This window comes from Bacteroidota bacterium (assembly GCA_016718825.1).
In the GTDB taxonomy this organism is placed as follows: Bacteria; Bacteroidota; Bacteroidia; order J057; family JADKCL01; genus JADKCL01.
The window spans coordinates 74,522-97,872 of record JADKCL010000065.1; the positions used below are offsets into that span (position 1 = coordinate 74,522).

A 23,351-nucleotide genomic window follows, 5' to 3' on the forward strand; every position below is an offset into this window, starting at 1 on the left:
TTCTAACTTAATACTAGCTTCCCAACCCCTCCAATTTCGCCACCAACCACGATTTCTGCGCCACATTCCCCTTCTCCGCGATTGCATTCCGCATTTTTTCGATCTGCGCGTCCCGCTCCTTCCTCCCCAAATCGGGCCAACGGCTTTGCATATCGGCCAACTTGCGCGTCAAGGCGATCAGGTTCATATTGGTCGTTTGGTGGTATTTGCTGAGGTCGGTGTTGCGTTTGATGTACATGCGGAAGGTTTCGCACAAGTGCAAAAGTGCCTCGATATCAGCCAGTTCGTAGTAGGATTTCAGGAGAATGACTTTTGAGCCGAGGTGATAGAAGACGTCGCTGAACTCGACGTGCTGCAAGAGTTTGAGGGCTTGCGTGTAATGCCCCTGTTCGTAGCGCAGGCTCGCAAGGTTGTATGTGTACGCGTTCTCGCGGGCGCCGGGCTCGACTTTGGCCTTGGAAGATTCGATGAATTGTTCGGTCCATTCAAAGCGACCTGCCTTCAATCCTGCCGAAACGATGTTTTTGTAGTCCCATTGGCCGAGCCAACCGTCTTTGAGCAGGCTCCCGTCTTCCAAAGCCCGTTGGTAGAGGTCGAGCAGCGTCTCCAAAAACGATTCCTTGCCGCGGTTAATCTGCTGAATGCAAAAGTTGAGTGCATAAGCATAGATTTCGCGGCGCTCGGCGATGGGGAAGCTCACCGCATGTTGTCCAAACAGGCTGGAAAGTTGTTCAAAATGAGCGACTTCCTCCGGATGCGTAAGCGATTGGTAAATAAGCAAGTAGATGTGAATCCCGATATGCCCTTGTACGATTTCCGGATGGGAAGCGAGAAAATCCAGAATCGGACCCAATAAGCCCGGGTCGAAGTCTTGCCCGATCACATTCCTGCGATTGGCCATTTCGACGGCATATTTCAGGCGGGCCAAGAGATAATAGTTGTCCAGCAATCCTGCTGCAACTTGGATCGTGTCGTCGGCTTTGCGGTTCACAGACGAACCCAAAAAGCTGATCAAGGTCTCTTGCAACCGCAAAAGCCGTAGCTCTTTTTCCTGCAATTGCCCGGGTTGGGATTCCGCGACTTTTTCCAGCAGGCTCCGACTTTTAGCGAATTCACCTTCCCATTGCCGCACGCTCAGTTCCTCGAGCAAGGCCATTCCCTGTGTGAATTCGTCTTGTCGCAGCCGATAAAAGGACAAAAACGATTTGAAAGTCTTCATTCCCAGCGAGAGCAAGTCCTTGAACTTCTGCTCGTCATAAGGTCCATTCTGAAAGACAAGGCGGTAAACCTCCAAACGATTCAGGCGATCCGCATCAAATTCGGGGGCGGAATCGATCAGCAGGTCCATCAACAAAGTGAGGCGCTCATGTTTGTTGAAAAACGGCGAATGCACGAAATCAGATAGATGCCTGAGTTCCCAGGCACCGAGATCGGAAATCGCCTTGACCAACTTGCTATTTTTCATCGTTACCGAGGATCAACATTCGAAGTAGGACAAAGAGAATCAATTTTTTTTTCATCTGCATCCCCATCCAAAAAATACTTTTTCCACTTTTGACCCTCTTGGGAAACGAATCTCCAGGGAATTCTTTCAGCGGATTTGTCCCAAATGGGCGAATCATGCAAATTTTAAGGGTCATGTCCGCCTCAGCCAGAATCCCTCCATTCTCCATTCTCAATTCTCCATTCAATAATTTATTTCCCACTTCGCTCTATTTTTGTTCTTTTTTCTGGCGAAGGATGGGTAGATATTTGTATCAGATAAGCGGAAGAAACTATCGTTTCGGAGGCAAGTCTGAAAAACTGTTGGCGATGAAGAAGATCCTACGGTTGACCCTGCCCTTGCTCCTTGTTTTAATGGGGAATTTGGGCGTGATGGCGCAAACAAGCGTCAGCGGGACAATTGTTGCCAACACTGTCTGGTCAGTGGCCAATGGCCCCTACACGGTGACAGGGGATGTTTTGGTAGCGAGTGGCGCTACGCTCACGGTCGAACCCGGTCTTGAAATCCGGTTTGACCAAGGCACAAAAATCACTGTCGAAGGAAGCCTTGCGGCTTTGGGAACTGCGACAGATTCGATCTTTCTCACTTCGAATGCACTGCTGCCCGATACGGGTTCCTGGATGGGAATCGTCGTTTCAGGTTCTGTGGGAGGTTTTGTGGACCTCGACTTTTGCCACATCGAATTCGCATCCAATGCGCTTTCGATCAGCGGCAATCCGACAGGAAACCACATCGTTCTTCGAAATACTTTGCTCAAGCGCAATGCGCGGGCTTTGGAAGGTCTGTCGGGAAATCAGACCATTCGCAGGTGCCGTTTTGAAAGCAACACCATTGCTGTCCAAAACTGCGCCCTCAGCCTCACCCGTTGCGCCTTTTATGGAAACGACCTCGGCGTCTCCAATTCTGCCTCCGACATTGACTCCTGTACATTCAGCGGTCAGACGGTCGCGGCAATCGGGAACACAAGTGGTCGGGTCGCTCACTCGCTCTTCGTCTCCAACAAGGTGGCGTTGAAGTTTCACACGGGCGGCACACAGGATTCGATTCTCCGCTGTCAGTTTGCAGAAAACGACACAGCATTGGTTACGGCAGTGAGTCTGCCAGCGTTCCTTGACAATGAGCTTTGCGCAAATGGCGTGAACATCAGAGTCGCCTCGGGCAACAACGTGAGCATCGGCAGCAATTGTTGGTGTGATTCGGCCCAGATTGCGGCATCCATCATCGACGGCAACAGTCAGCAGGGTTTGGGAATCCTCAACTATGGCGCGGTGGGAACGGATTGCGGCGTGATCGGTCAGGTTTGGCCGGGGGATACCGACGACGATGGCACGGCAAGGGTCAGAGACCTTTTGCACATCGGCGTTGCCAACGGCACTTCGGGCTACCCACGGGAGGGCGCGAATGCAGGTTGGCTCGGGCAGGCAGGTTTGCCTTGGGACCAGAACTTCGGAACCGGTCTCAACTTGAAACATGCCGACTGCGATGGCAACGGAGTGGTGAACTTGGCAGATACGGCGGCGATCATCGCCAACTACGGCCAATCTCACCAGAAAATGCAGGCGCACATCAACTCGGGCGGGATTCCGCTCTACATTGAAGTGCCCCGCACAGCCCAAGCCGGCGACACGATCGACATCAACTTGCGCCTTGGCGATGCCAATTACCCAGCGACCAACGTCTATGGGATTGCCTTCAGCTTGGCCTTTGACCCGACGATGTTTGACTTGAACTCCGCTACGGCGACCCTTCAAGGAACTTGGCTCGGTCAACCGGGGCAGAACTTGATCGAAATGAAGGTCAAGGACAGCAAGTTCAACTGGGCGATTTGCCGCGACGACCATCAAGATACCACCGGCAACGGCAGGTTGGGCGGCGTGACCATGGTCATGATCGACGACCTCACCGGGGTCGACCCTTGGGAAGACGCAATGGAACCCTTTGACGTCAGCTTGATCGACAACAAGGGCAATGCAATCGGGATCGACGTTTTCATCGTGCCGGTTTATCCGGGAGCGTTGCCAGGTTTGAATCTTTGTCCGAATCCTGCGAATGGACGGATGACGATCCTGCTCGACACGCTTGAAGCCGAGGAGGTTGCAGTCTATGACGGCAGCGGAACAAGGATGTTTCTGGAACAGGGCGACCTGCAAGGAAACAGAGTGATCGAGACAAGTCACTATGCACCGGGGATTTACTTCGTGCAAGTGCGCGTCAAGCAGGGACTTTTGACCCGCAAGGTCATCATCACAAGATAATTTAGCTTCACAGATACTATTACCGACGTTCTTTCATTTTCTTACCTACACGAGTGTACTGAAGGACACTGTTATTGATTGCGTTGGCAACTGCGCCGACTCGATTCTCCACGGTCCCAACACCAGTAAGAATCGACCAAATAGCCCCGGCGCCAAGCCGGGGCTTTTGGCGTTTTTAGGGGGTATCTTGGAACACACCTTTAATACTTGCATTTTCATTTTTTGTGAGCAAACCCGTAATTCGAGAATTGGAGGCTACCTTGAAGGGGCGTTATCTCTCCCACATTAACTAAAATGCTATTTTGCTATGAATAGAGTCACTTTTACCCTGATCTTATCGCTTCTGATGCTCCTCGGTTGCACGAGTGCGCGTGTCACCGCTGAAGAACTGGCGGCGCAAAAGGCAATCTATGACCGCGAAACCAAGTCCATTATTGACAATGAAGGCGCAAGCCGCGTTGACCATGGGCTAGCGCAGATTTCCTCGGAAGATTTGAGCAAAAGCGGATATGTAAGAATGGTGGCTTGGAAGGGCGGTCAAGCTGTGCGTGATTATTATTCTGCCCCCGGCAAGTTGGATACCCTTGATTCCAAATACCTTACATGGGTTACCAAGGCGTCGCAATTGGAGGCCATGATGGCCAAATTGAAATTGCACAAGAAATCAGGGCAGGCACTTGCCCTTCGGTTGGAGCAATTGCTCGGACTCCCACCTGCGGCTGACACTACGCGGGCATTTTTAGTGTTGCACGTAAAACCGGAAGACCTTTTTCGACCCTGTAGAGATCCGGAAGTGAATGATTGTGAATGTATTCCAAATTTTCCGGAAGGTGCCTATTCTCCAGAGAATGTCAGCTATCAACCGATTTACGAGGGGATCATCGGTGCCACCAAAGGTTTTCCCTGGACGCGCATGGGTTATACCTTCGATTGGAACAGCAAAAATCCGACTCACTTTGGAATGAGCGAATATGTGATTCGGCAAGGTGCGGTTGTTGAAATTGTTTCGAAAACCCCGACTGAAGCTTGGATTCCACGATAGATTTGGACCCTTCACGACTGACGGCATTGGCCTGACCCATCGAATCGTTTTTTTGGATTGTTTGGAAGATTGATTGAAAGGGATTTGCAACTTGAGTTACCAGTATCCGAGGCTTTTTGCCGCAACAATCGACGCTGTCGTTGCGTTTATCCACTCAACAGCCAAGGTCGGCCCTTCCTTACCCGATGGGCGTTTGAGGCAAAGTGCTTATCTTTGAATACTTTAATCTGGAATAGAAAATGACAGTTGAGCAGATTTATACAGGATGTCTTGCCCAAGGGGCCTATTATATCGTGTCAGACGGCGAAGCCGCCATCATCGATCCGCTGCGCGAAGTTCAGCCCTACCTGAACCGGTTGGAAACGGACGGCGTGAAGCTCAAATACATCTTTGAAACCCATTTCCACGCAGATTTTGTCTCCGGACACGTGGATTTGGCCAAAAAAACAGGTGCCACGATCGTATATGGACCCAATGCAACGACGGCCTTCGAATCGGTTTCAGCAGCTGACGGAACACTCTTCAACGTCGGTAAATTGAAAATCAAGGTCTTGCATACTCCTGGTCATACCATGGAAAGCACCACCTTCCTGTTGATTGACGAAGAAGGCAAGGACCACGCGATTTTCAGCGGCGATACCCTGTTTTTGGGGGATGTCGGTCGTCCTGATTTGGCACAAAAGGCCGCAGACATGACGCAGGAACAGCTTGCGGGTTTGCTTTACGAAAGCCTGATGACCAAGATCATGCCCTTGGCAGACGATCTGATTGTCTATCCGGCGCATGGCGCAGGCAGCGCCTGTGGAAAAAACATGATGAAGGAAACGGTGGATACGCTGGGCAATCAGAAGCGGATGAATTATGCGCTCAATCAGCCCAACAAGGAAGCCTTCATCGAGGCGGTGACCGAAGGTCTGCTTCCTCCGCCTGCTTATTTTGGTGCCAACGTGCGCATGAACAAAAGCGGCTATGAAAGCTATGAAAAGGTGCATGCGCAAGGCATGACCGAACTTTCTCCAGCAGAATTTGAAGTGGCGGCTGAAGTTTCGAATGCCTTGATTCTGGACACCCGCGACAGCGGTGCATTCAGCAAGGGATATATTCCGCAATCGATCAACATTGGCTTGAACGGCGACTTTGCGCCTTGGGTGGGTGCCTTGATCGTGGATGTCGAGCAGCCGATTTTGTTGGTCACTGATCCGGGAAAAGAGGCGGATTCGGTCACGCGCCTGAGCCGTGTGGGCTTTGACAACGTGATCGGCCACTTGAAAGGCGGATTTGCGGCGTGGGTCGCGGCAGGTTTGGAGGTTGATACCGTCAACCGCATCACCGCAGAACAATTCGCAGCCGCATTCGAACCCGAAAAATCGGTTGTGGTGGACGTGCGCAAGGAAACCGAATATGCCGCAGAGCATGTCGAAGAGGCCTATAGCAAGCCACTTGCAATGATCAACGACTGGATCAAGGACATTCAGCCCGATCAGCATTTTTTCCTGCATTGTGCGGGCGGATACCGCAGCATGATCGCAGCAAGCATCTTGCAAGCACGCGGATACCGCAACTTCTCGGAAGTGGAAGGCGGATTCAAGGCCATCAGCGGCACTGAAATTCCGCGCACCAATTATATGTGTCAGAGCAAAGTGCTGAAAAGCTGATTCAAGCAGCGGATCTTCACTTACCAATAGAAATTCATCGAAACCCGGGGCATCATGTTCCGGGTTTTCTTTGATGTCGAATTCGAGTTGGTGCGGGGTTGATGTTTTGAGCGAATTTCCGAATGTAGCGCACACAGTTTTCGTGTAGATGAATGTTCTGCTGCGTGACATGCAGTTTTCGCTTAGATTTGCGCGCAAATGAAAATAGCGCAAGTCCTTGTCCAATCCACCCCGCCTTTCCGGGATTTTCAGATCGACCTGACCTATCCCGAGGGCCATGCCCGTGCGGGCCAAGCCTTGGACAAAGTCTGTCTGATCGGTCCGAATGGGGCCGGCAAAAGCAGCCTGATGAAGATGGTCGCAGAATACTTGCGAAATACGCTGCGCTATAAGAGCAAAACCTTGTTTTTGGTCAAAATCCAGCTTGCCGACCGGTTTATCTATTCGGTGCACATCAACAACAACGCCTTGCTGCTGCGGCAGGAAATTGATCAGGAGCCGATGTGGATGTTTGAATTGATTCGCGACGGCGCCTTCACGATGGCCTTCAACAAAAACTACGAACAATACTGCATCGGTCACGAAGAAGAACCTGCCTTGTATGACGAATTGTGGCTGGATAACAATGGTTCGGACATCGTGGTCTTTCAACCCGCTGATTATCAGCGGGACCGCACGATTGGCTTGACAGATGTGCCGCCAACGAAAAGTCATGAGGCAGAGAGCCTCGCCACGACATTTCCCTTTTTCAACGAGATTTCGCCTGACAAAACCACCGAATTCTGGGCGTTGCTGATCTTTCTGATTCACCAACGGGAGCGGGCGTACAAGGAATTTGCGGATACCGCACAGCATAGGGGCAAACCTGAGCAAGTGACCAAACACCTATTCGAAGAGACCTATCCAGAGATTTTGCCCAGCCTGGCAAAGGTATGGGAACCGATTCTGTCGCATTTGGGCTTGGTTGCCGACCTCGAGCATGCCGGCTTTCCTGCCAATTTGCGCGATAAGCTCGTTTTGCACCTGAAACATCAGCATCATGGGCACCGCGTAGAGTATGGGGATTTGGGAACAGGACTTCGAAGGCTGTTGTTCAACCTAGGTCATACCTGGGCCTTGCATTTCCACCGGAGCATTCAACATGGGTTTTGTCTGTTGGAGGAGCCGGAAGCGGGTTTGCATCCCGGATTTGTCAAGGAAATCCTTCCGCTCTATCAGGCGATCACTGCTGGAAGTCAATTGTTTGTGAGTACCCATAGTCCTGTGATCGCCGCGGAATTTGATCCTGCGGAGCGCCTGATTTTTCATCGCGATGCCAAAGGGACTGTCACCATTCGCAGGAGCACATGCGCAGTAGGCGCAAGCCTTTCCGAAATCATGGAAAGCGACTTCGTTTAGAAATCTGCATTGTCCACTGGTCTGGTCATTTTAGCCCTCGAATGCCTTCGTAGGGCAGCTATGGCATCTTAGGCCGTAAGGTGTCCAATCCATCGTACAGCAAAGGCTACGTTTTTTCGCATACCTATGGCCTACCTTTCACAACGGGATTTATTCAGAAATTGAAATAGTTGTACTTTTTTTGAGTTTTTTTCGAAGCACCTAAATCGTTCAAACCCTATCAAAAACGCCACCGTGTAAGAATTGGGCCTATTTTGAGACTTCGGAACGGGGCGGATCGACGTCCGGTGGCATCCGACTTGCGTACACGTCAATGTATTCGATTTTCACGTTTCATTTCACATTGATTCAAAAACGGAGGGCAAGATGGAAACAACAGGAATTCAGACAGTCGTTGGGCTAGGGTTGATGCTTACAGTGTTCACCATCGGCCTCATCCGGGCAAACAGGGCGGCTCGTTAATTCAAGACCCTCAAAACAGTTTACAATTATGGAATATCAGACAGTTGGAATTGAATATGGAAAAGGCATCAATGTTTCAAGCAATCGTAGGGTTTGCATTTGCAGCCCTCATCATGGCCGGTGGCTTTGTAGTGGCCCACCGGGGTGGTAAAAAAGTATCTCATTCACGTTCTAAATAATTAACGCCATGGAAAAGGCAAAATTGATTGAACTTGCTCTTGGTCTTGCTGCAATTGGGGCGATTTTGGTAGGCGGATTTGTCATGGCCTACCGCAGTCACCGCGCTTCCCAACTTCCCAAAGTCAAACATCATTAACGATAGGAGGAATTGATCATGAAAAAGCACACAACGGTTTCGCCGCAATTTTCCACCACTGAACAAGGTCGTCACAAAACCGACCGCCGTCCAGCACCGCTGCCGACCAGTACGCAGCGCAAGACATCCTGAATAGAAAATGAATTTCGATAGATGTTTTCGTGGCCGCTCCCGCCTGGAGCGGCCTTTTTTTATCCTCCTATTTCCCGCCCATGACCGGCAGGATAACCTGAGAAGCAAATTCGCCGCCCAAGATCAGCTCAAATTTTGCTCCCGGATTGGAAATCTGCTTGAAATTGTCGCAGTCACCCGTTGCAATGGCAATGCGCATGCGGTGGCCCTTTTTGAACAAATAGGAAACCGGCAGCAGGTCAAACCGAACTTCGACGATTTCGCCAGCGGGAATCGGCGCCGCATCTTCCTTCAAATAGGAATGGTAAGCGATCGCGTCGCGGTAGGGGGGAGGCGATGTGGCAACCTTGCGGTGCAAGGCCCGAATTTCGCCTTCGGTCACATACCAGATTTCGCCGCCGGGGGTGATGTCTTCCAAATAGACAAAAAAGGTCGCGTCCTGCTCCTGCGTGCGGATGTACAGGCGCGCCTCCCCGTGACCGGTTACTTCGGTTGGGGTTGAAAGTGGCTCTGAATCAAAGCAGGCGAGCAATCCATCGCGTTTTTTCCGGTCAGGATAAAGTTTTCCCGTGCCCAAGGACATGCGCAGGCCTCTCCAGCGCGTATAATGCCCTGTTCCTTGCAAGGGGTTGTGAACCAGTGTTTTCGTTGAAGTCTCCGCCGAATTCGTTGAACGCAAGACATTCTGCGGATGCAAAAAGTAGGGCATTCCAACAAATCCCGCGGGTGGCCAAACATCACTGCCTTTCCACTTCTCTTCTTGCATCGTGAAATACTGCACCGCAGGCTGCTTGTCGATCCCCGTTTTGTAGCCCTTGAGATGATGGTCAAAGAACTTGATCGCCTCCTGCGCGATTTCAAGGCCCATTTTATGGGCTTTTCCGGGTGTGATGTGGTTCTTGCCGCCATGATCCCAAGGTCCGAGAATCAAACGATTGACCGATGCCGTGGAATTGAGAAACCGCCTGATCGAAGAATGCGGATAGGCCCCGTCACGCCATCCGCTGAGGCTGAGCAGGGCAGTGTTGGACAAGTCTCCTGCCGCCTGATGTTGATGCGGGCTGAAGTCGTCCATGCTGTTGACGATCTTGTTTTGCGGCGCTTGGTCTCGGAAATCGATCCCCGACGAGGTTTCGTGCACCCCTAGGTTTTGGCGGTGTTCGATCAAGGCGGCCTGCAATTGCGCATTCGCTTCCTTGCCTTTTCCGACGGGAGCTACGCCTTTGACCAGGAGTTTAATCAGCGGATCCTTGACCGGAATGACATTTTTGTCAAGACTTGCATTGGCTTTTCCCCATTCGACGACGAAACCGTCATGTGGAATGCCACCGGGCATCGCGATGTCATCAAAGATGTCGTACAAGGAAAAAAGCGGCATACTTGCCTTGATGGCAGGATGGGCGAGACTTCTCGCGAATTCGGCAGTGGTTCCCGTGTAGGAAATGCCCAAGGTTCCGATGATTTGATTGCTCCATGGCTGTTGGAGGATCCAATCTGCCACTTCGTAGCCGTCTTTGACCTCGTCGGGGGACCAAGGATGGTTGCGACTTCCGAAGGAGGCACCCGAGCCTCGGCAATCCACGTTGACAAAAGCGTAGCCATTCAAAACCAATTCGCGGACCATTTTCCCCTCGTGGCCGAGCAAGCCGTCACTCAAGGCAGAAAACGGCCAACGGAGCTCGGCACCCCGCCAATACCGCGTTTGGTGCAGCAAACAGGGTAGTTTTTCGGTCGAAGGGAGGTTTTTGGGTAACCAAACGTCGATGGCAAGTGCGATGCCGTCCCGCATTGGAAGGTAAACGGAGTGGCGCTGCACCTTGTGGAAACGGCCTGCGTCGGGGGATTTATAGGGATACATCATTGGAATCAGCGGTCTAATGCACAAATTTAGGGGAAGCAGGCGGGATTCAGTTGCTCCTTGGACATTGAATCTGCGGTTATTTTACAGCCTTGGATGAGCGGTGATCGCTGGATTGGATGACGCGTTGGATTGCAGGCCTTTCGCTTGAAAGAAATGAGCGAAAAAAAACAAATTGGGGCTGGAAAAAGATTTGATTGAAGATTTTTTGGAAGATACCTTTGTTTGGTCAACAACTGAGGTATCCTTTGTTTTGGGAGGATCGCCCCAAACTTTTGGAATTCACTGCTTGCTAGCGAAAATGTTTCAACAATTCTTTGCCTGTTTTTGCAGCCAATCTTTAATGATGTGGAACAAAATGGGAAAAGGAATGCTGATTTTAAAGAATAGAATGCGTTAATTGGCAGTAACGAGTATTTGCAATGAGGAAAACTTTACTTCGAATCCTGCTTCTGAGTGTGCCTTTTTTTGCTGGAATGAGCCTTTCAGCACAAAATACTTGCTTCCAGGGCTGGAGGTATACACGATCAGTTGCCGTTCAGAATTATATTTTCGGTCTGCTGAATGATTGGCAGGTGAGGGTGAATGTCGATACACAGACCCTGATCAATGCTGGAAAAATGAACGCTGACGGCTCAGACATTCGATTTACCACCGACGACTGCTGCACGGAGATTCCCTATTGGATTGAAAGTGGCTTGAATACTCCCTCCACGATTATCTGGGTGCGCCATCCGCAACTTGCATCGATGGACACGACTTGGGTACAGATGTACTACGGAAATTCGGCTGCCAATACGCCGGTATCCAATTTGGATCTTGTCTTGTTTTCCCTCGGCAATGACAGCATGGGTACAGATACCGCAACGCCTGGCTTGACTGTTGCAACGCAAGAATATACTTTTCCAATCAATGCCCGCACCGTGCTTTGGAGGATTTATTCCGATGACACCATGCGCATTCGTTTCAAGGTGAGCAACGATACCAACATGGTGACGGGCTCATCTGCCTTTTTCAACGTGCCAAGTACACCAGGGTTTTATACTTTCAATGCCGCACTCGCAGCACGCGTAGGTGGCCATCCCGGCTGGTACACAAGCACAGGTGGAAGGTTTTTGAATACTTGTGCCCCCATCGTTCCTTGCCCTGGAAGCTGTGGTTATGCAGTATACAAGCCGGGTGACCAAGGGGTGTTTGGTGCCCTGAAAACGGATTCCTGTGGCGTTTTTCCTTCTATGAAGGTTTGGTACCGTCGTGGAGCCTTCGTCGATCCGGGATCAAGCCTGTGGCCGGAGTTTGACCGGAATATTCCTTTTGGCATGACTTCGCCGGGCGGCAATCAAATGTGTCCTGGCGATACGCTGGGCTTGTTTGCACAGAACATTGGTGCCCAAAGTTATCAATGGTTTCAGAATGGTAACCTGATTGTCGGGGCAACCGATACGAGCTATTTGGCGTTGTCGGATGGCGTTTATCATTGTGTGGCCGATTTTGGAATGAACTGCCAATCGATTTCCTCGGATTCATTTTCGATCAGCTATCCCTCCGTCCAAATTGATTTAGGTCCTGATCGTTTGGTTTGCACCAATGGCAACGATACCATTCGCGCCGCCGGCGGCTTTCAGGGATACCTTTGGAATGACAATTCCAGCGATAGCTCCTTGGTGGTTTCTACTTCTGGCAGTTATTGGGTGCAAGTCACCGACACCGTCGGTTGTACAGATGCCGATACGATTCAGATTACCCTGCGTCCGTTGCCTTTGCCGGTAATTACCATTCAGGGAGACAGTATTTTTTGCCCCGGAGAGTCCACCAACTTGGTAGCCTTGAACCAGAATTGGTATGCTTACCAATGGCTTCCTGGCGGCGAAACCGCCGGAAACGTTCTTGTGACGGACTCCGGCACGTTTCAAGTGATCGTATGGGATAGCGAATTTTGCAGCGACACATCTGAAGCGGTCACGATTGCACTTCATGCTTCACCCAATGTCGACTTGGGGCCCGATCAATCGTTTTGTATCGGTGATTCCACAACTTTGGATGCGGGAATTGGTTGGGCATCAGTTACTTGGCCTCTAGGGGTAAGTACTCAAACGTATGAAGTGTTTACCACTGGTAGTTTCATCGTGGACGTCGTTGACACCAATGGTTGTACAGGCGCAGACACAGTGAATGTGCTGGTAAATCCATTGCCTGTTGTCGATCTTGGGCCGAGTGATTCGATATGCGGCAATTCTACGGTGCTTTTGGATGCCGGTCCAGACTTTGCAACCTATGCATGGTCGCATGGGGAAACCTCGCAAACGGTCAATGTCGGGCCAGGCTTGTACAATGTCGTCGTGGTTGACACCAACGGTTGTTCGGCGGTCAGCGCCATTATTTACTTCTTCGCCTATCCGGAGCTTTCACCGGTGGCCATCGGTGGAGGCGTTGCTGGATTGGCAGCTTCGGCTGCTCCCAATTATCAGTGGTTTCTTGACAGTGTGGCCATTCCCGGTGCGACGAGTTCTTTATTTGTGCCAGATGTGCCCGGTGACTATATGGTGATGGTGGTCGACCCTTATGGTTGCGATACGGTTTACTCCAACGTGATCACGATTGAAGAGGTGGATCAAATTTCGGCAGAAGATATCCCGCAAGGATTTTCTCCAAATGGCGACGGCATCAATGACTTCTTTTACATTGCCGATATCACCTCGTTTCCCGACAACGATCTTGTGATTTTTAACCGTTGGGGCTCGTTGGTGTATTCGAAGAGTCCGTACGACAATTCGTTTAATGGCATTGGCAACAACGGATATGATTTGCCGGATGGCACATATTTCTACATTCTCAAGCTCGGAAATGGGCAGGAGTTTAGCGACTACATCATTATCAACCGTTAAGCCATGAGAATGACAATGAAAAGTTTGCAAATTTCCAAGTCTAGGACCATGGTTGCGAAATTGACTTCAGGTTTCATTGGCGTCACGCTGTTGCTTGCGAGTTTTCTGCTGCCTGCAGACGTCAAAGCGCAGCAGGACCCCATGTACAGCCAATACATGTTCAACCATCAGGTTCTGAACCCAGCGTATGCTGGAAGTTGGGGTTATCTGACATCCACCTTGATTTATCGCAAGCAATGGGTGGGCATGAATGGCGCTCCTGAAACACAATCCTTCTCGATGCACTTGCCTTCCCGCAACGACCGTCATGGCTTCGGAATCGGCTTTGTCAATGATCAAATTGGCATCACGAAGACGACAGGTGTGAGCGCTGCGTATGCATTTCGCATCCATTTGGGTGAAAATGCGCGACTTGCACTCGGACTGCAGGGCTCTATCGATAATTATCGCGCAAATTTTGGCGAAGTAAGGACTGGAAGTACGATTGACCCTAACGCCAACGGCCCTGATCCTGCATTCAATGGCAATTCAGTGAATCTTTGGCTTCCCAATGCGGGGGCCGGGGTTTATTTTCATACAAAGCGCTTTTTTGCGGGTGCTTCCACACCAAGGCTGGTCCTACACGGCCTCAACGGCGACAATGCAGGTTCATTGGCGCAATTGAGCCGCCACTTTTTCTTGACCACGGGCCTCGTTTTGGGGCGTGAGGAATCCTTTTTAAAGTTCAAGCCTTCGATTTTGATGAAAATGTCGCCTGCCAATCCCGTGCAGTTTGACTTCAATGCACATTTTCTCCTGGGTGACCGGCTCTGGCTCGGGGCTTCCTTCCGTACGGAAGACGCTGTGGTGATGATGGTGCAACTGCAATTGTTCCAATGGTTGCGGATGGGATATGCCTTTGACTACATCACCTCCGATATCAATACCTATGGCAATGCTTCGCATGAGTTCATGCTTGGCCTTGATTTGCATATCAAGCACAAGGCTCACGTATCCCCCCGTTATTTCTAAGGCATGAATCTGTCCTCAATGCACATAAAGAACATCTCTCTTACAATGAAGAGTGCCTATTTTTCAATTTTGGTGTTTTTCATGTTGGTTGTGGCTGGGTCCGTGAATGCCCAGAACAAGCAAATCAAAAACGGTGACCGATTCTACGACCAGATGATCTATCCTTCTGCCGTACGCGAATACGAGCGCGGGCTGGTAAAGGGATTGGATTTAAGAGCAATGGAACGTATTGCCGATTCCTATGTACAGTTGTCAAACACCAAAAAAGCTGAACGGTGGTACGGTGAAGTCGTCAAAATGAAAGGGGCAGCACCCATCAACAAATACCGTTATGCCCAAATGTTGAAAACCAATGGCAAGTATGAGGAGGCACGGATTTGGTTTGAAGCGTATTTGCAAACTGGAGAAAATCCCGTTTTGGGCGCGAGAATGATTGAAGCATGTGATTTTGCCGTCGAAAGTCGCCAAGACAGCCTTCGCTACAAAATCACACTTGAGCCTTTCAATTCCAAAGGTTCCGAATTTGGACCTGTTTTGTTCAAGCAAGGCTATATTTTTGCTGGTGAATATTCCTCCTCTGCGCGCAAAGTGACGAATTTGCGCAATGGCAATGCTTTTTACGATTTGTACTATGCCGAGCGGAATCCGAAGTCAAAGTCGGGTATCAAGGTGGATCGCCTCAAAGGGAAGGTCAATCGAAGGTTTCATGAAGGCCCTGCCTGCTTGAACCGCGATCAATCCAAATTGTACTTTACACGCAGCCAATATGTGGATGATAAGAAAGGCAAGGCGGCGATCCATCATAGCAAACTCCGCATCTACGTCGCAGAATACATCAAAGGCAAATGGAGAAACATTGAACCCATGCCCTTCAACAGCGACAATTACAGCTGTGGTCATCCAGCCATTTCGCAAGATGGAATGACCTTCATCTTTGCCTCTGATATTCCTGGCGGATTTGGCGGTACGGATCTTTATTTCTGTAAAAAGGAGGGGGATGCCTGGACGACCCCACAGAACCTGGGTTCCACGATCAATACCGAAGGTGATGAGGAATTTCCTTATCTCCATCCCTCCGGAACCTTGTTTTTTGCATCGACTGGACAAATCGGCCTCGGTGGATTTGATATTTTTGCTGCTCCCAAGCAAGGTGAAAAATGGGGTAAACCTGTGAATGCCGGCTACGGTGTCAACAGTACCTATGACGATTTCAGCATTGCTTGGATTCCAGGGAAGTCCATGGGCTATTTTGCATCCAATCGCCATGGCCATGACGAAATCTACATGTTTAAGCGTCAGATGAAAATCAATGGCGTTTTTGTAGACAAGGCTACCGGCAAACCAATGTCAGGGGTTGCCGTTTCGGTGCGTGATGCATCCAATCAAGAGACGCAGTATGTGACGGACGAAATGGGCGCATTCAGTCACATGGGGGATTGGGGAAAGGAATACCTTGTGACGGCCAACAAGACGAATTTCCTGCCATTCAGGGATCGAATTGCCACCACAGAGGTCAGCCCGTTGGAGGATCTCAATCGGCGATTTGAAATGGAAGGCGAAATGGTCCTCACCGTTTCTGGCAGGGTGACAGATGTAAACTCTGGCTTGGCATTGGAAGGTGCTTCAGTAAGGGTTGTTTCCAATACCGATGAATCTTTGACTTCGGACGCAAAGGGAAATTTCCTTCGGAAAATTGATTCCGACAAGGAATATGCGGTCATCGTGAGAAAGGCAGGCTACATTCCGCAAATTTTCTACTTCTCAACAGAAGGCAAAAAAGCTACGGAAGACTTCAAATTCAATGCAAAAATGGTCCCCGGAGTTGCTGTCCTGGTTCAAGGAAAAACCTTGGATAGTGAATCTCAGATCCCCATCGCAGGCGTGAATGTGCGTGCGATCGCGATGGTCAATCAGCAGGAGGCCTCTGCCGCTATCAGCCGCAAAGATGGTCGATTCTGGGAAATTGTCGTGGATCCCAAAACCGATCCGACCCTGATCGCATCTAAAACTGCGTACTTCGCATCTCGTTACGAATTGCCTCCGCTCGACAGTGCAACCCGAGACACCGTCTTGGATGTCACCATCGGGATGGTACCTTATGAAGTCGGTGCGCTTGTGAAAAATATTTACTATGACTACAACAAAAGTGATATCAAGCGATTGGCATCCAAGGAGTTGCTTGAAATTGTTTACTTTTTGCAAGACAATCCGGCGGCAAGTATTCAGTTGAGCTCCTACACGGATAGCCGTGGTGGGGATAAGTTCAATCAGGATCTTTCGCAGCGCAGGGCGGATGCCGCGGTGGCCTACGTCACGAGCAAGGGAATTGCCGCCAATCGTGTCGTGGCAAAAGGCTATGGAGAATCCGGCATTGTCAACAAATGCAAAGACAATGTCCCCTGCACAGAAGAGGAGCATTCCTTCAATCGGCGTACGGAAATTAGAATTACCAAGGTCGCTTCGGAAGTTGAACCTCGCTAAAGATCGATCACAGCGGGAAAAATGCGGATGCTCAATCGTTTCTTGAGCTAGGAGGGGTGTATCCCCAGCAAATCTGCAAGCCATCCGACACTTGTGGCGATGTAAGAGAATGCCCTTTGAGGTTGGCGATTTTGAAAGGGAAATGCGTTATATTGCCTCTTTCTATTGCTTAGTATCGGAGGTCATCGATGACGTTGAAGTCAACCCTACAAAAATACCTGCTCTTGGGATTGTTCATGATTGCTGCCATCGGCGGAAAGGCAACCCACTACTATGTGGATTCTTCCGCGGTAGCCGGGGCAAATAACGGCACTTCGTGGGCGAATGCGTATCTCAATCTTCAAACAGCGATTAACTTTTCAAATGCTGGAGATTCGATTTGGGTGGCAGATGGCCATTATTTCCCAGGAGTCTCAGGAGACAATCTCGCTTGGTTTGATCTCAAGATCGGCGTGGCGATGCTGGGGGGATTCCAAGGTTTGAGTGGAGCGCAGGAGTCCTCGGCATCACAACGGAATTTTTATACCAACGTCACCGTTCTTTCAGGTGATTTGGACAGAAACGGCATCCATAGTGCCGCTGACGCTTACCATGTGGTCAATGCGCATACCAAAGATACCACAGCTGTTGTGGACGGCTTCGTGATCGAACTTGGAAATGCCATCGGGGCATCGGTTCATGGACTCGGTGGAGCGGTTTTTTCCTTTGGGGGTGGTGCCAGTTTCCTGAACTGCGTCTTTCAAAACAATTATTCTTTTGATGGAGGAGGCGCTGTTTATGCAGTAGGGAGTTTCAACTTCAAGCGTTGTTTGTTTCGCAACAATCAGACCGGAGGTCAGGGAGGAGCAATCAATCAGTCGAGCGCTGGAGCCAAAATCAGGATTCATAACTGTGCATTTGTCGGCAATTCAGCAACGAGTTTCGCTGGTGCAATTACCGGTGCTGCAGGTGATTACCAATTGTTCAATTGTACTTTTACGGGCAATACGGCCAGTTTTGGGGCTGCATTTTTCATTTCATCTTCTACTGCTCAGGTACGCAATTGTATACTCTGGGGAAATCCCGGACCTGATATTTTTGGGAGCCCTATCGTGAATCGCTGCATTGTCGAGGGCGGTTATGCTCCGGGGACCAACATCATGACCTTCGACCCGCAATTTTCAGATCCGATCGGTCGTATCAAGGCTTGCTCACCTGCCGTCGATGTCGCAGACTCACTCGGTTTCATTGCTGAAGACTACGATGGCAATCCAAGGCCGATTGATGGAGATGGAAATGGCATCGCAAAATGGGATTTGGGGGCCTTTGAAGCCCAATTCCCGCGCGCTTTTCCATCCACGAATGCGATTTTGGGCCAAAATCCCGGTTGCGCCAATTCCTTCAATAATTTGTTCAGAGTGACGACCGATAATACGCCGCTCAATGGCTATCAATGGTCACTTTCTTCCGGCGGCTCCATCGCAATTGGGGCCACAAATGATTCCGTGAGAGTGAATTGGTCTGGAGTGCTCGGGAGTTACACGCTCACAGTGGTGGAGACGAATCTCTTGACCGGCTGTTCGACGACGAATACTGCTGTGATTACCTTGAGTGCACCGCCGACGGTCTCTTTGGTACCTGCACCTAGAGATTCCATTTGTACAGGCGATTCGGTTTTGGTGACTGCGAATGGCGTTGGGGTATCACGGCAATGGTACCGGAATGGACTCTCGATTCCGGGAGCAACCGGGACCACGATCCAAGCCGCAATTGCCGGCAACTACAATTGCATCGTCGTTGGCGCCAATGGCTGTGGCGACAGTGCAGCGGTGGCCCTGAAATTGTACCTGCGTCCGTTGCCGGTCGTGAATTTTACGACTTCTGTGCCTGTACCCATTTGTCAAGGCGATGTCGTCACAATTACGGGTAGTCCCGGCGCATCCCACCAATGGTTTCGCAACGGTAGCATCATCCCCGGAGCCACCAACAATGCCTACGCCACTGGACTTGCGGGCATTTACAATATGCGCCAAACCGATATCCATGGATGTCGTGACAGCGCCGCGACGGGCTTGAGCCTGATCGTGAATGCTTTGCCAGTCGTGACGGTGAATCCCAATGCGATCGATACCATTTGTATCGGGGATAGCTTGGCAATCTCAGCCACAGCGTCCAATACTGTGAGCCGCCAATGGTTCAGAAATGGAGCATCCATCCCCGGTAGCAATGTCAATCCTTACCAAGCAATGTTGACCGGGATTTACAATTGCCGCATCACCGACACCAACGGCTGTGCCGATACGGCCGCAGTTGGACACAACCTCATTTCCAATGACTTTGTCAATCCCGTGGCTGTTTGCCAAAACATCAGCGTGCAGTTGAATGGCAGTGGAAATGCGACCTTGACACCTGCGATGCTCAACAATGGAAGCTCGGACAATTGCCGAATTGCAACGTACGCGCTCAACACCACCTCCTTGACCTGCACAAATTTAGGCAGCAACACCGTCACCCTGACCGTCACAGATTTGGCAAGCCGGACTTCCACATGTGCCGCCACCGTGACAGTCCTGGATTCGATCCGACCGACGGTTGTTTGCAGCAATGCGACGGTTTATCTCGGAACGAATGGCCAATTAACGCTCAATCCTGCGGTGATAGGCGGAGCGAGCACGGACAATTGTGCGATCACTTCACAAATTGTTTCGCCTTCCTCTTTTGTATGTGCCGATACCGGTAGCCACGTTGTTACGTACACCGCAACCGATGGCAGCGGCAACAACCGCAATTGCGTTGCTACTGTGGTTGTGGAGGATTCTACGCGTCCTGCAGCGGCCTGTCGCACGGCAACGATATTCCTCGATGGCGCAGGAAATGCGGCGACCAATGCAGCAGCGATCAACAACGGCAGCACTGACAATTGCGGCATTAACAGCCTCAGCATCAGCAGAACGACATTTAACTGTGCGGATGTCCCGGGCGTTTTTGTGACCCTTACCTTGCAAGATATTTCTGGCAACGTCGCCACCTGCCAAGGCTACGTGCGGGTGATCGACAGCGTATCGCCGATTCCGCTGTGTCGCGACACCACCATTTACATCAACAACTCGGGGATTGCCAATTTGACACCTGCAAACCTGAACAATGGTTCCTCCGACAATTGCTTGATAGATTCGATTTGGATCAGCCAAAGCTCCTTTACATGTGTCGATACGGGTTTGAATGTGGTGACCATGAGCATCATCGATGCAGATACCAACCTGAGCACCTGCATTTCCAACGTGACCATCCTGGATACGGTACCACCACAGGCGATCTGCACAGACACGACTTTTTACCTGAATGCCCTCGGGATTGCAACCGTAAATCCATCGGTTTTTGGGATCAACAGCTTCGACAATTGCACCTTTTTTGACACAAGTTATGTCGACATCGGCACTTACACCTGCGGACAGACCGGTTTGCATGTCGTCGAATTGTTTGTCGTGGATGTCAATGGCCGGGTGGACAGTTGCACAGGCAACGTCACCATTCTGGACAACCTGCCGCCCATCGCGTTATGCCAAAACATCGCGCCGATTCTCGATCCAGGAGGGAACGTGACGATCACGGCAAGCATGGTCAACAATGGCACCTCCGACAATTGTACCATTGCATCCATCACTGCGAGCCCCACTTCCTTTACCTGCGCCAACGTCGGTGCCAACAATGTTGTCCTTACCGCAACGGACATTTTCGGGAATTCCAGCACCTGTAGCGCCGTCGTGACGGTCACCGATACAGTAGCTCCGGTTGCCGTTTGCCAGAATTTTACCACCTATCTGAATGGAAGCGGCACGACCACCATTGCCACATCCAACATCAACAATGGCAGCACCGACAACTGTGCAATTGCCAGTATCTCCTTGTCCCAAACGACTTTTCTTTGTGCCAATACAGGTAGCAACGCTGTCAGTCTGACCATTACCGATACCTATGGCAATGCGCAGTCCTGCGCGGCGACCGTTACGGTGCTTGATACGATTCGGCCTGTTGCTGTTTGTCAGGCTTATACAGCCTACCTCGATGGTAATGGCCAATTTGCTTTGCTGCCCGCGATGGTCGACAACGGTAGTTCAGACAATTGTGGGATCGCAAGTTCGGCGGTCAACCCGACGACTTTCAGTTGTGGCCAAATCGGTCCCAATTCGGTGACGCTGACTGTAACGGACCCATCTGGTTTGCAGCGTACTTGCTTGGCCAATGTGACGGTTCTGGATAGTTTGGCACCTGTTCCCGTCTGCACCAATGATACATTTGCCTTGAATCCTGCGGGTAGTTTTACCCTCACTGCGGTTGCAGTTTCGGGCGGCAGCACTGACAATTGTGCAATTGCCACGCGAAGTCTGAGCAATTCGGCCTTTGATTGTTCCGACTTGGGTGCGAATGCTGTCTCGGTCACATTTACCGATGCAAGTGGAAACACCAGTTCCTGCGCTATCACCGTGACGATTGTAGATACGACGAGCCCGAACGCAGTTTGCTTGAACGACACTTTGTACCTCGATGCAGCAGGCAACGCAACGTTGCTTGTGGCACAAGTCAACGGAGGAAGTTCTGATGCATGCGGTATCGCCAACCTGTCCATCAGTTCCGCAACGTTTACATGCGCGCAGGTCGGTGCCAATGCCGTTACCCTTTCGGCAACTGATAGCAGCGCAAATGTCGGGACATGCATCGCGAACATCCTCGTTCTGGATTCGATCCGGCCACAAATTTCATGTAATAGCATCACCGTGAATCTGGACAGCAACGGTACCTACCTGTTGGATGGAAGCTTGCTCACCGCAGGAAGTACGGATATTTGCGGGATCGACACGGCCTATACGACGCCATTTTTGTTCAATTGCCAAAACATTGGCCCCAATTCCGTTTCCGTGTATGTCGAAGACCCCTCTGGAAATCTTGATTCCTGCACCACCACGTTTACCCTAAACGATAATCTTGCACCTTTTGCCCTTTGCGATAGCATCACGCTGCAATTGGGAAGCAATGGGGCGGCTAGCTTGTCGCCCTTGCAACTAGGCCCCAATTCGTTTGACAATTGTGGGCTGGATTCCACTTGGATTTCCAGAGATACCTTCACTTGCGCGGATTTGGGTTGGGTTGCTGTGACGTTGAGTCTTTGGGACAGCACCGGCAACCAAAGCAATTGCACGGGCCATGTCAATGTCGTCGATACCTCCGGAATCTCCGCAGCAGGGGTAAATTTGGGGCCGGATACAACCACTTGCAACGGTGACACGCTCGTGTTTTCCGGACCTGCCGGCATGAGTTCCTATCTTTGGAGTACGGGTGAAACCAGTCAGTCTATCACCGTGACGGCTGCGGGAACCTATTTCTTAGCCGTTGTAAGTCCTGTCGGATGCGACGGCGCTGACACGGTCACCGTGAGCGCATTCGTCACGAATGACCCCAATTTGCGTTCGGAAAGTGGCGAATTGGTCGTCTGCATTGACGATACACTTGAATTGCTCGTGGATCCCAACTACGTCAGCTACCAATGGTCCACCGGGTCAACCGCAGATACGACCCTCGTCACTACGGGTGGTAACTACGCGGTCATTGTCACGGATGCCAATGGCTGCAGCCTGCTGCGCTCCGTCCAAATCACGTTTGTCCCTTTCCCAGGCCCGAATCCCATTGTAACGCCGGGCGGCAACGTAGGTATGTGTGAAAACACTTCGCTCAACTTGAATGTTGGAGTTGGCTATGCGGCCTATTTGTGGAACAACGCGCTCACGACTCCACAAATCACGGCCTTTATCCCGGGGACGTATTCTGTTCAGGTCTGGAATGGTTTCGGTTGCCATGAAACCTCCGATCCCGTAATCATAAGCACGTTGTCCTCGCCTTTTCCTGATATTCAGGCGAATGCCGATACCATGTACACCAATACCGTGGGGATTGGCTATCAATGGTTCAATGGCAATTTCCCGATTCTCGGCGCCCTTAACAGCAGTTACATTGCCCCCATCAATGGTCTCTACAGCGTCCGTGTTTATTATGCCAACGGCTGTTCAGAAATTTCGAATGGCTTGCCGTACGCAGTCGGGATTTCGGAGGAACTTTCGCTTTTGCAAGCGATCACACTGTATCCCAATCCCTCCAATGGACAGGTGCATCTGCGTCCGGAAACGCCGGTCAGAAAGCCATTGGAAATTCGGGTGAATGATCTGTATGGCAGGGAGTTGAAACAATTTTCGCTGCGTCAATTGAAGGAGGATGTTTTGCTCGATCTTGGCGAATTGGCAGCAGGAATCTACCTGCTGGAAATCAGGACGGCCGATGCCAACTTGGTGCACAAATTGGTGATCGAATAAGCCTATTGTTT

General features: G+C 50.7%; 12 protein-coding genes. 9 read left to right on the forward strand and 3 right to left on the reverse strand.

Annotation, left to right across the window (positions count from 1 at the left end):
- Nucleotides 1-13: 13 nt before the first annotated feature.
- Nucleotides 14-1,465 (reverse strand): hypothetical protein, encoded by a 1,452-nt coding sequence (locus tag IPN95_29355; GenBank protein ID MBK9453420.1) that lies wholly within the window; start codon nt 1,463-1,465, stop codon nt 14-16.
- Nucleotides 1,455-1,706 (reverse strand): hypothetical protein, encoded by a 252-nt coding sequence (locus tag IPN95_29360; GenBank protein ID MBK9453421.1) that lies wholly within the window; start codon nt 1,704-1,706, stop codon nt 1,455-1,457. The genes IPN95_29355 and IPN95_29360 overlap by 11 nt, the downstream gene beginning before the upstream one ends.
- Nucleotides 1,707-1,812: 106 nt before the next feature.
- On the opposite strand from IPN95_29360, the gene IPN95_29365 reads away from it, so the two are divergent.
- The 4 genes from IPN95_29365 (at nt 1,813) to IPN95_29380 (ending at nt 7,854) form a co-directional block, all read left to right on the forward strand.
- Nucleotides 1,813-3,759 (forward strand): T9SS type A sorting domain-containing protein, encoded by a 1,947-nt coding sequence (locus tag IPN95_29365; GenBank protein MBK9453422.1) that lies wholly within the window; start codon nt 1,813-1,815, stop codon nt 3,757-3,759.
- Between the two features lie 307 nt (nt 3,760-4,066).
- Nucleotides 4,067-4,801 (forward strand): hypothetical protein, encoded by a 735-nt coding sequence (locus IPN95_29370; protein ID MBK9453423.1) that lies wholly within the window; start codon nt 4,067-4,069, stop codon nt 4,799-4,801.
- Between the two features lie 239 nt (nt 4,802-5,040).
- A complete protein-coding gene (locus IPN95_29375; GenBank protein MBK9453424.1) occupies nt 5,041-6,456 on the forward strand; it encodes an MBL fold metallo-hydrolase in 1,416 nt (471 codons plus the stop codon).
- Nucleotides 6,457-6,654: 198 nt separating this feature from the next.
- Nucleotides 6,655-7,854 carry an AAA family ATPase gene (locus IPN95_29380; GenBank protein MBK9453425.1) on the forward strand — a complete coding sequence of 400 codons (1,200 nt, stop codon included), beginning with the start codon at nt 6,655-6,657 and terminating at the stop codon, nt 7,852-7,854.
- Nucleotides 7,855-8,831: 977 nt separating this feature from the next.
- Here IPN95_29380 and IPN95_29385 read toward each other — a convergent pair.
- Nucleotides 8,832-10,625, reverse strand: coding sequence for a CocE/NonD family hydrolase (locus tag IPN95_29385; protein MBK9453426.1), 1,794 nt, complete (start codon nt 10,623-10,625; stop codon nt 8,832-8,834).
- Nucleotides 10,626-10,797: 172 nt separating this feature from the next.
- Between IPN95_29385 and IPN95_29390 the strand changes: the two genes are divergently transcribed.
- From IPN95_29390 to IPN95_29410, 5 genes are all read left to right on the forward strand, one after another.
- On the forward strand, nt 10,798-11,022 hold the full coding sequence (locus IPN95_29390) for a hypothetical protein (protein MBK9453427.1): 225 nt from the start codon (nt 10,798-10,800) through the stop codon (nt 11,020-11,022).
- A 76-nt stretch (nt 11,023-11,098) separates the two neighbouring features.
- Nucleotides 11,099-13,507: a DUF2341 domain-containing protein gene (locus IPN95_29395; protein ID MBK9453428.1), complete on the forward strand. Its 2,409-nt coding sequence runs from the start codon at nt 11,099-11,101 to the stop codon at nt 13,505-13,507.
- A gap of 48 nt (nt 13,508-13,555) precedes the next feature.
- The gene (locus IPN95_29400; GenBank protein ID MBK9453429.1) at nt 13,556-14,518 is read left to right on the forward strand and encodes a type IX secretion system membrane protein PorP/SprF; all 963 of its coding nucleotides are present in this window, start codon (nt 13,556-13,558) and stop codon (nt 14,516-14,518) included.
- Nucleotides 14,519-14,563: 45 nt separating this feature from the next.
- On the forward strand, nt 14,564-16,999 hold the full coding sequence (locus IPN95_29405) for a carboxypeptidase regulatory-like domain-containing protein (GenBank protein ID MBK9453430.1): 2,436 nt from the start codon (nt 14,564-14,566) through the stop codon (nt 16,997-16,999).
- A 194-nt stretch (nt 17,000-17,193) separates the two neighbouring features.
- Nucleotides 17,194-23,340, forward strand: coding sequence for a T9SS type A sorting domain-containing protein (locus IPN95_29410; protein MBK9453431.1), 6,147 nt, complete (start codon nt 17,194-17,196; stop codon nt 23,338-23,340).
- Nucleotides 23,341-23,351: the final 11 nt, after the last annotated feature.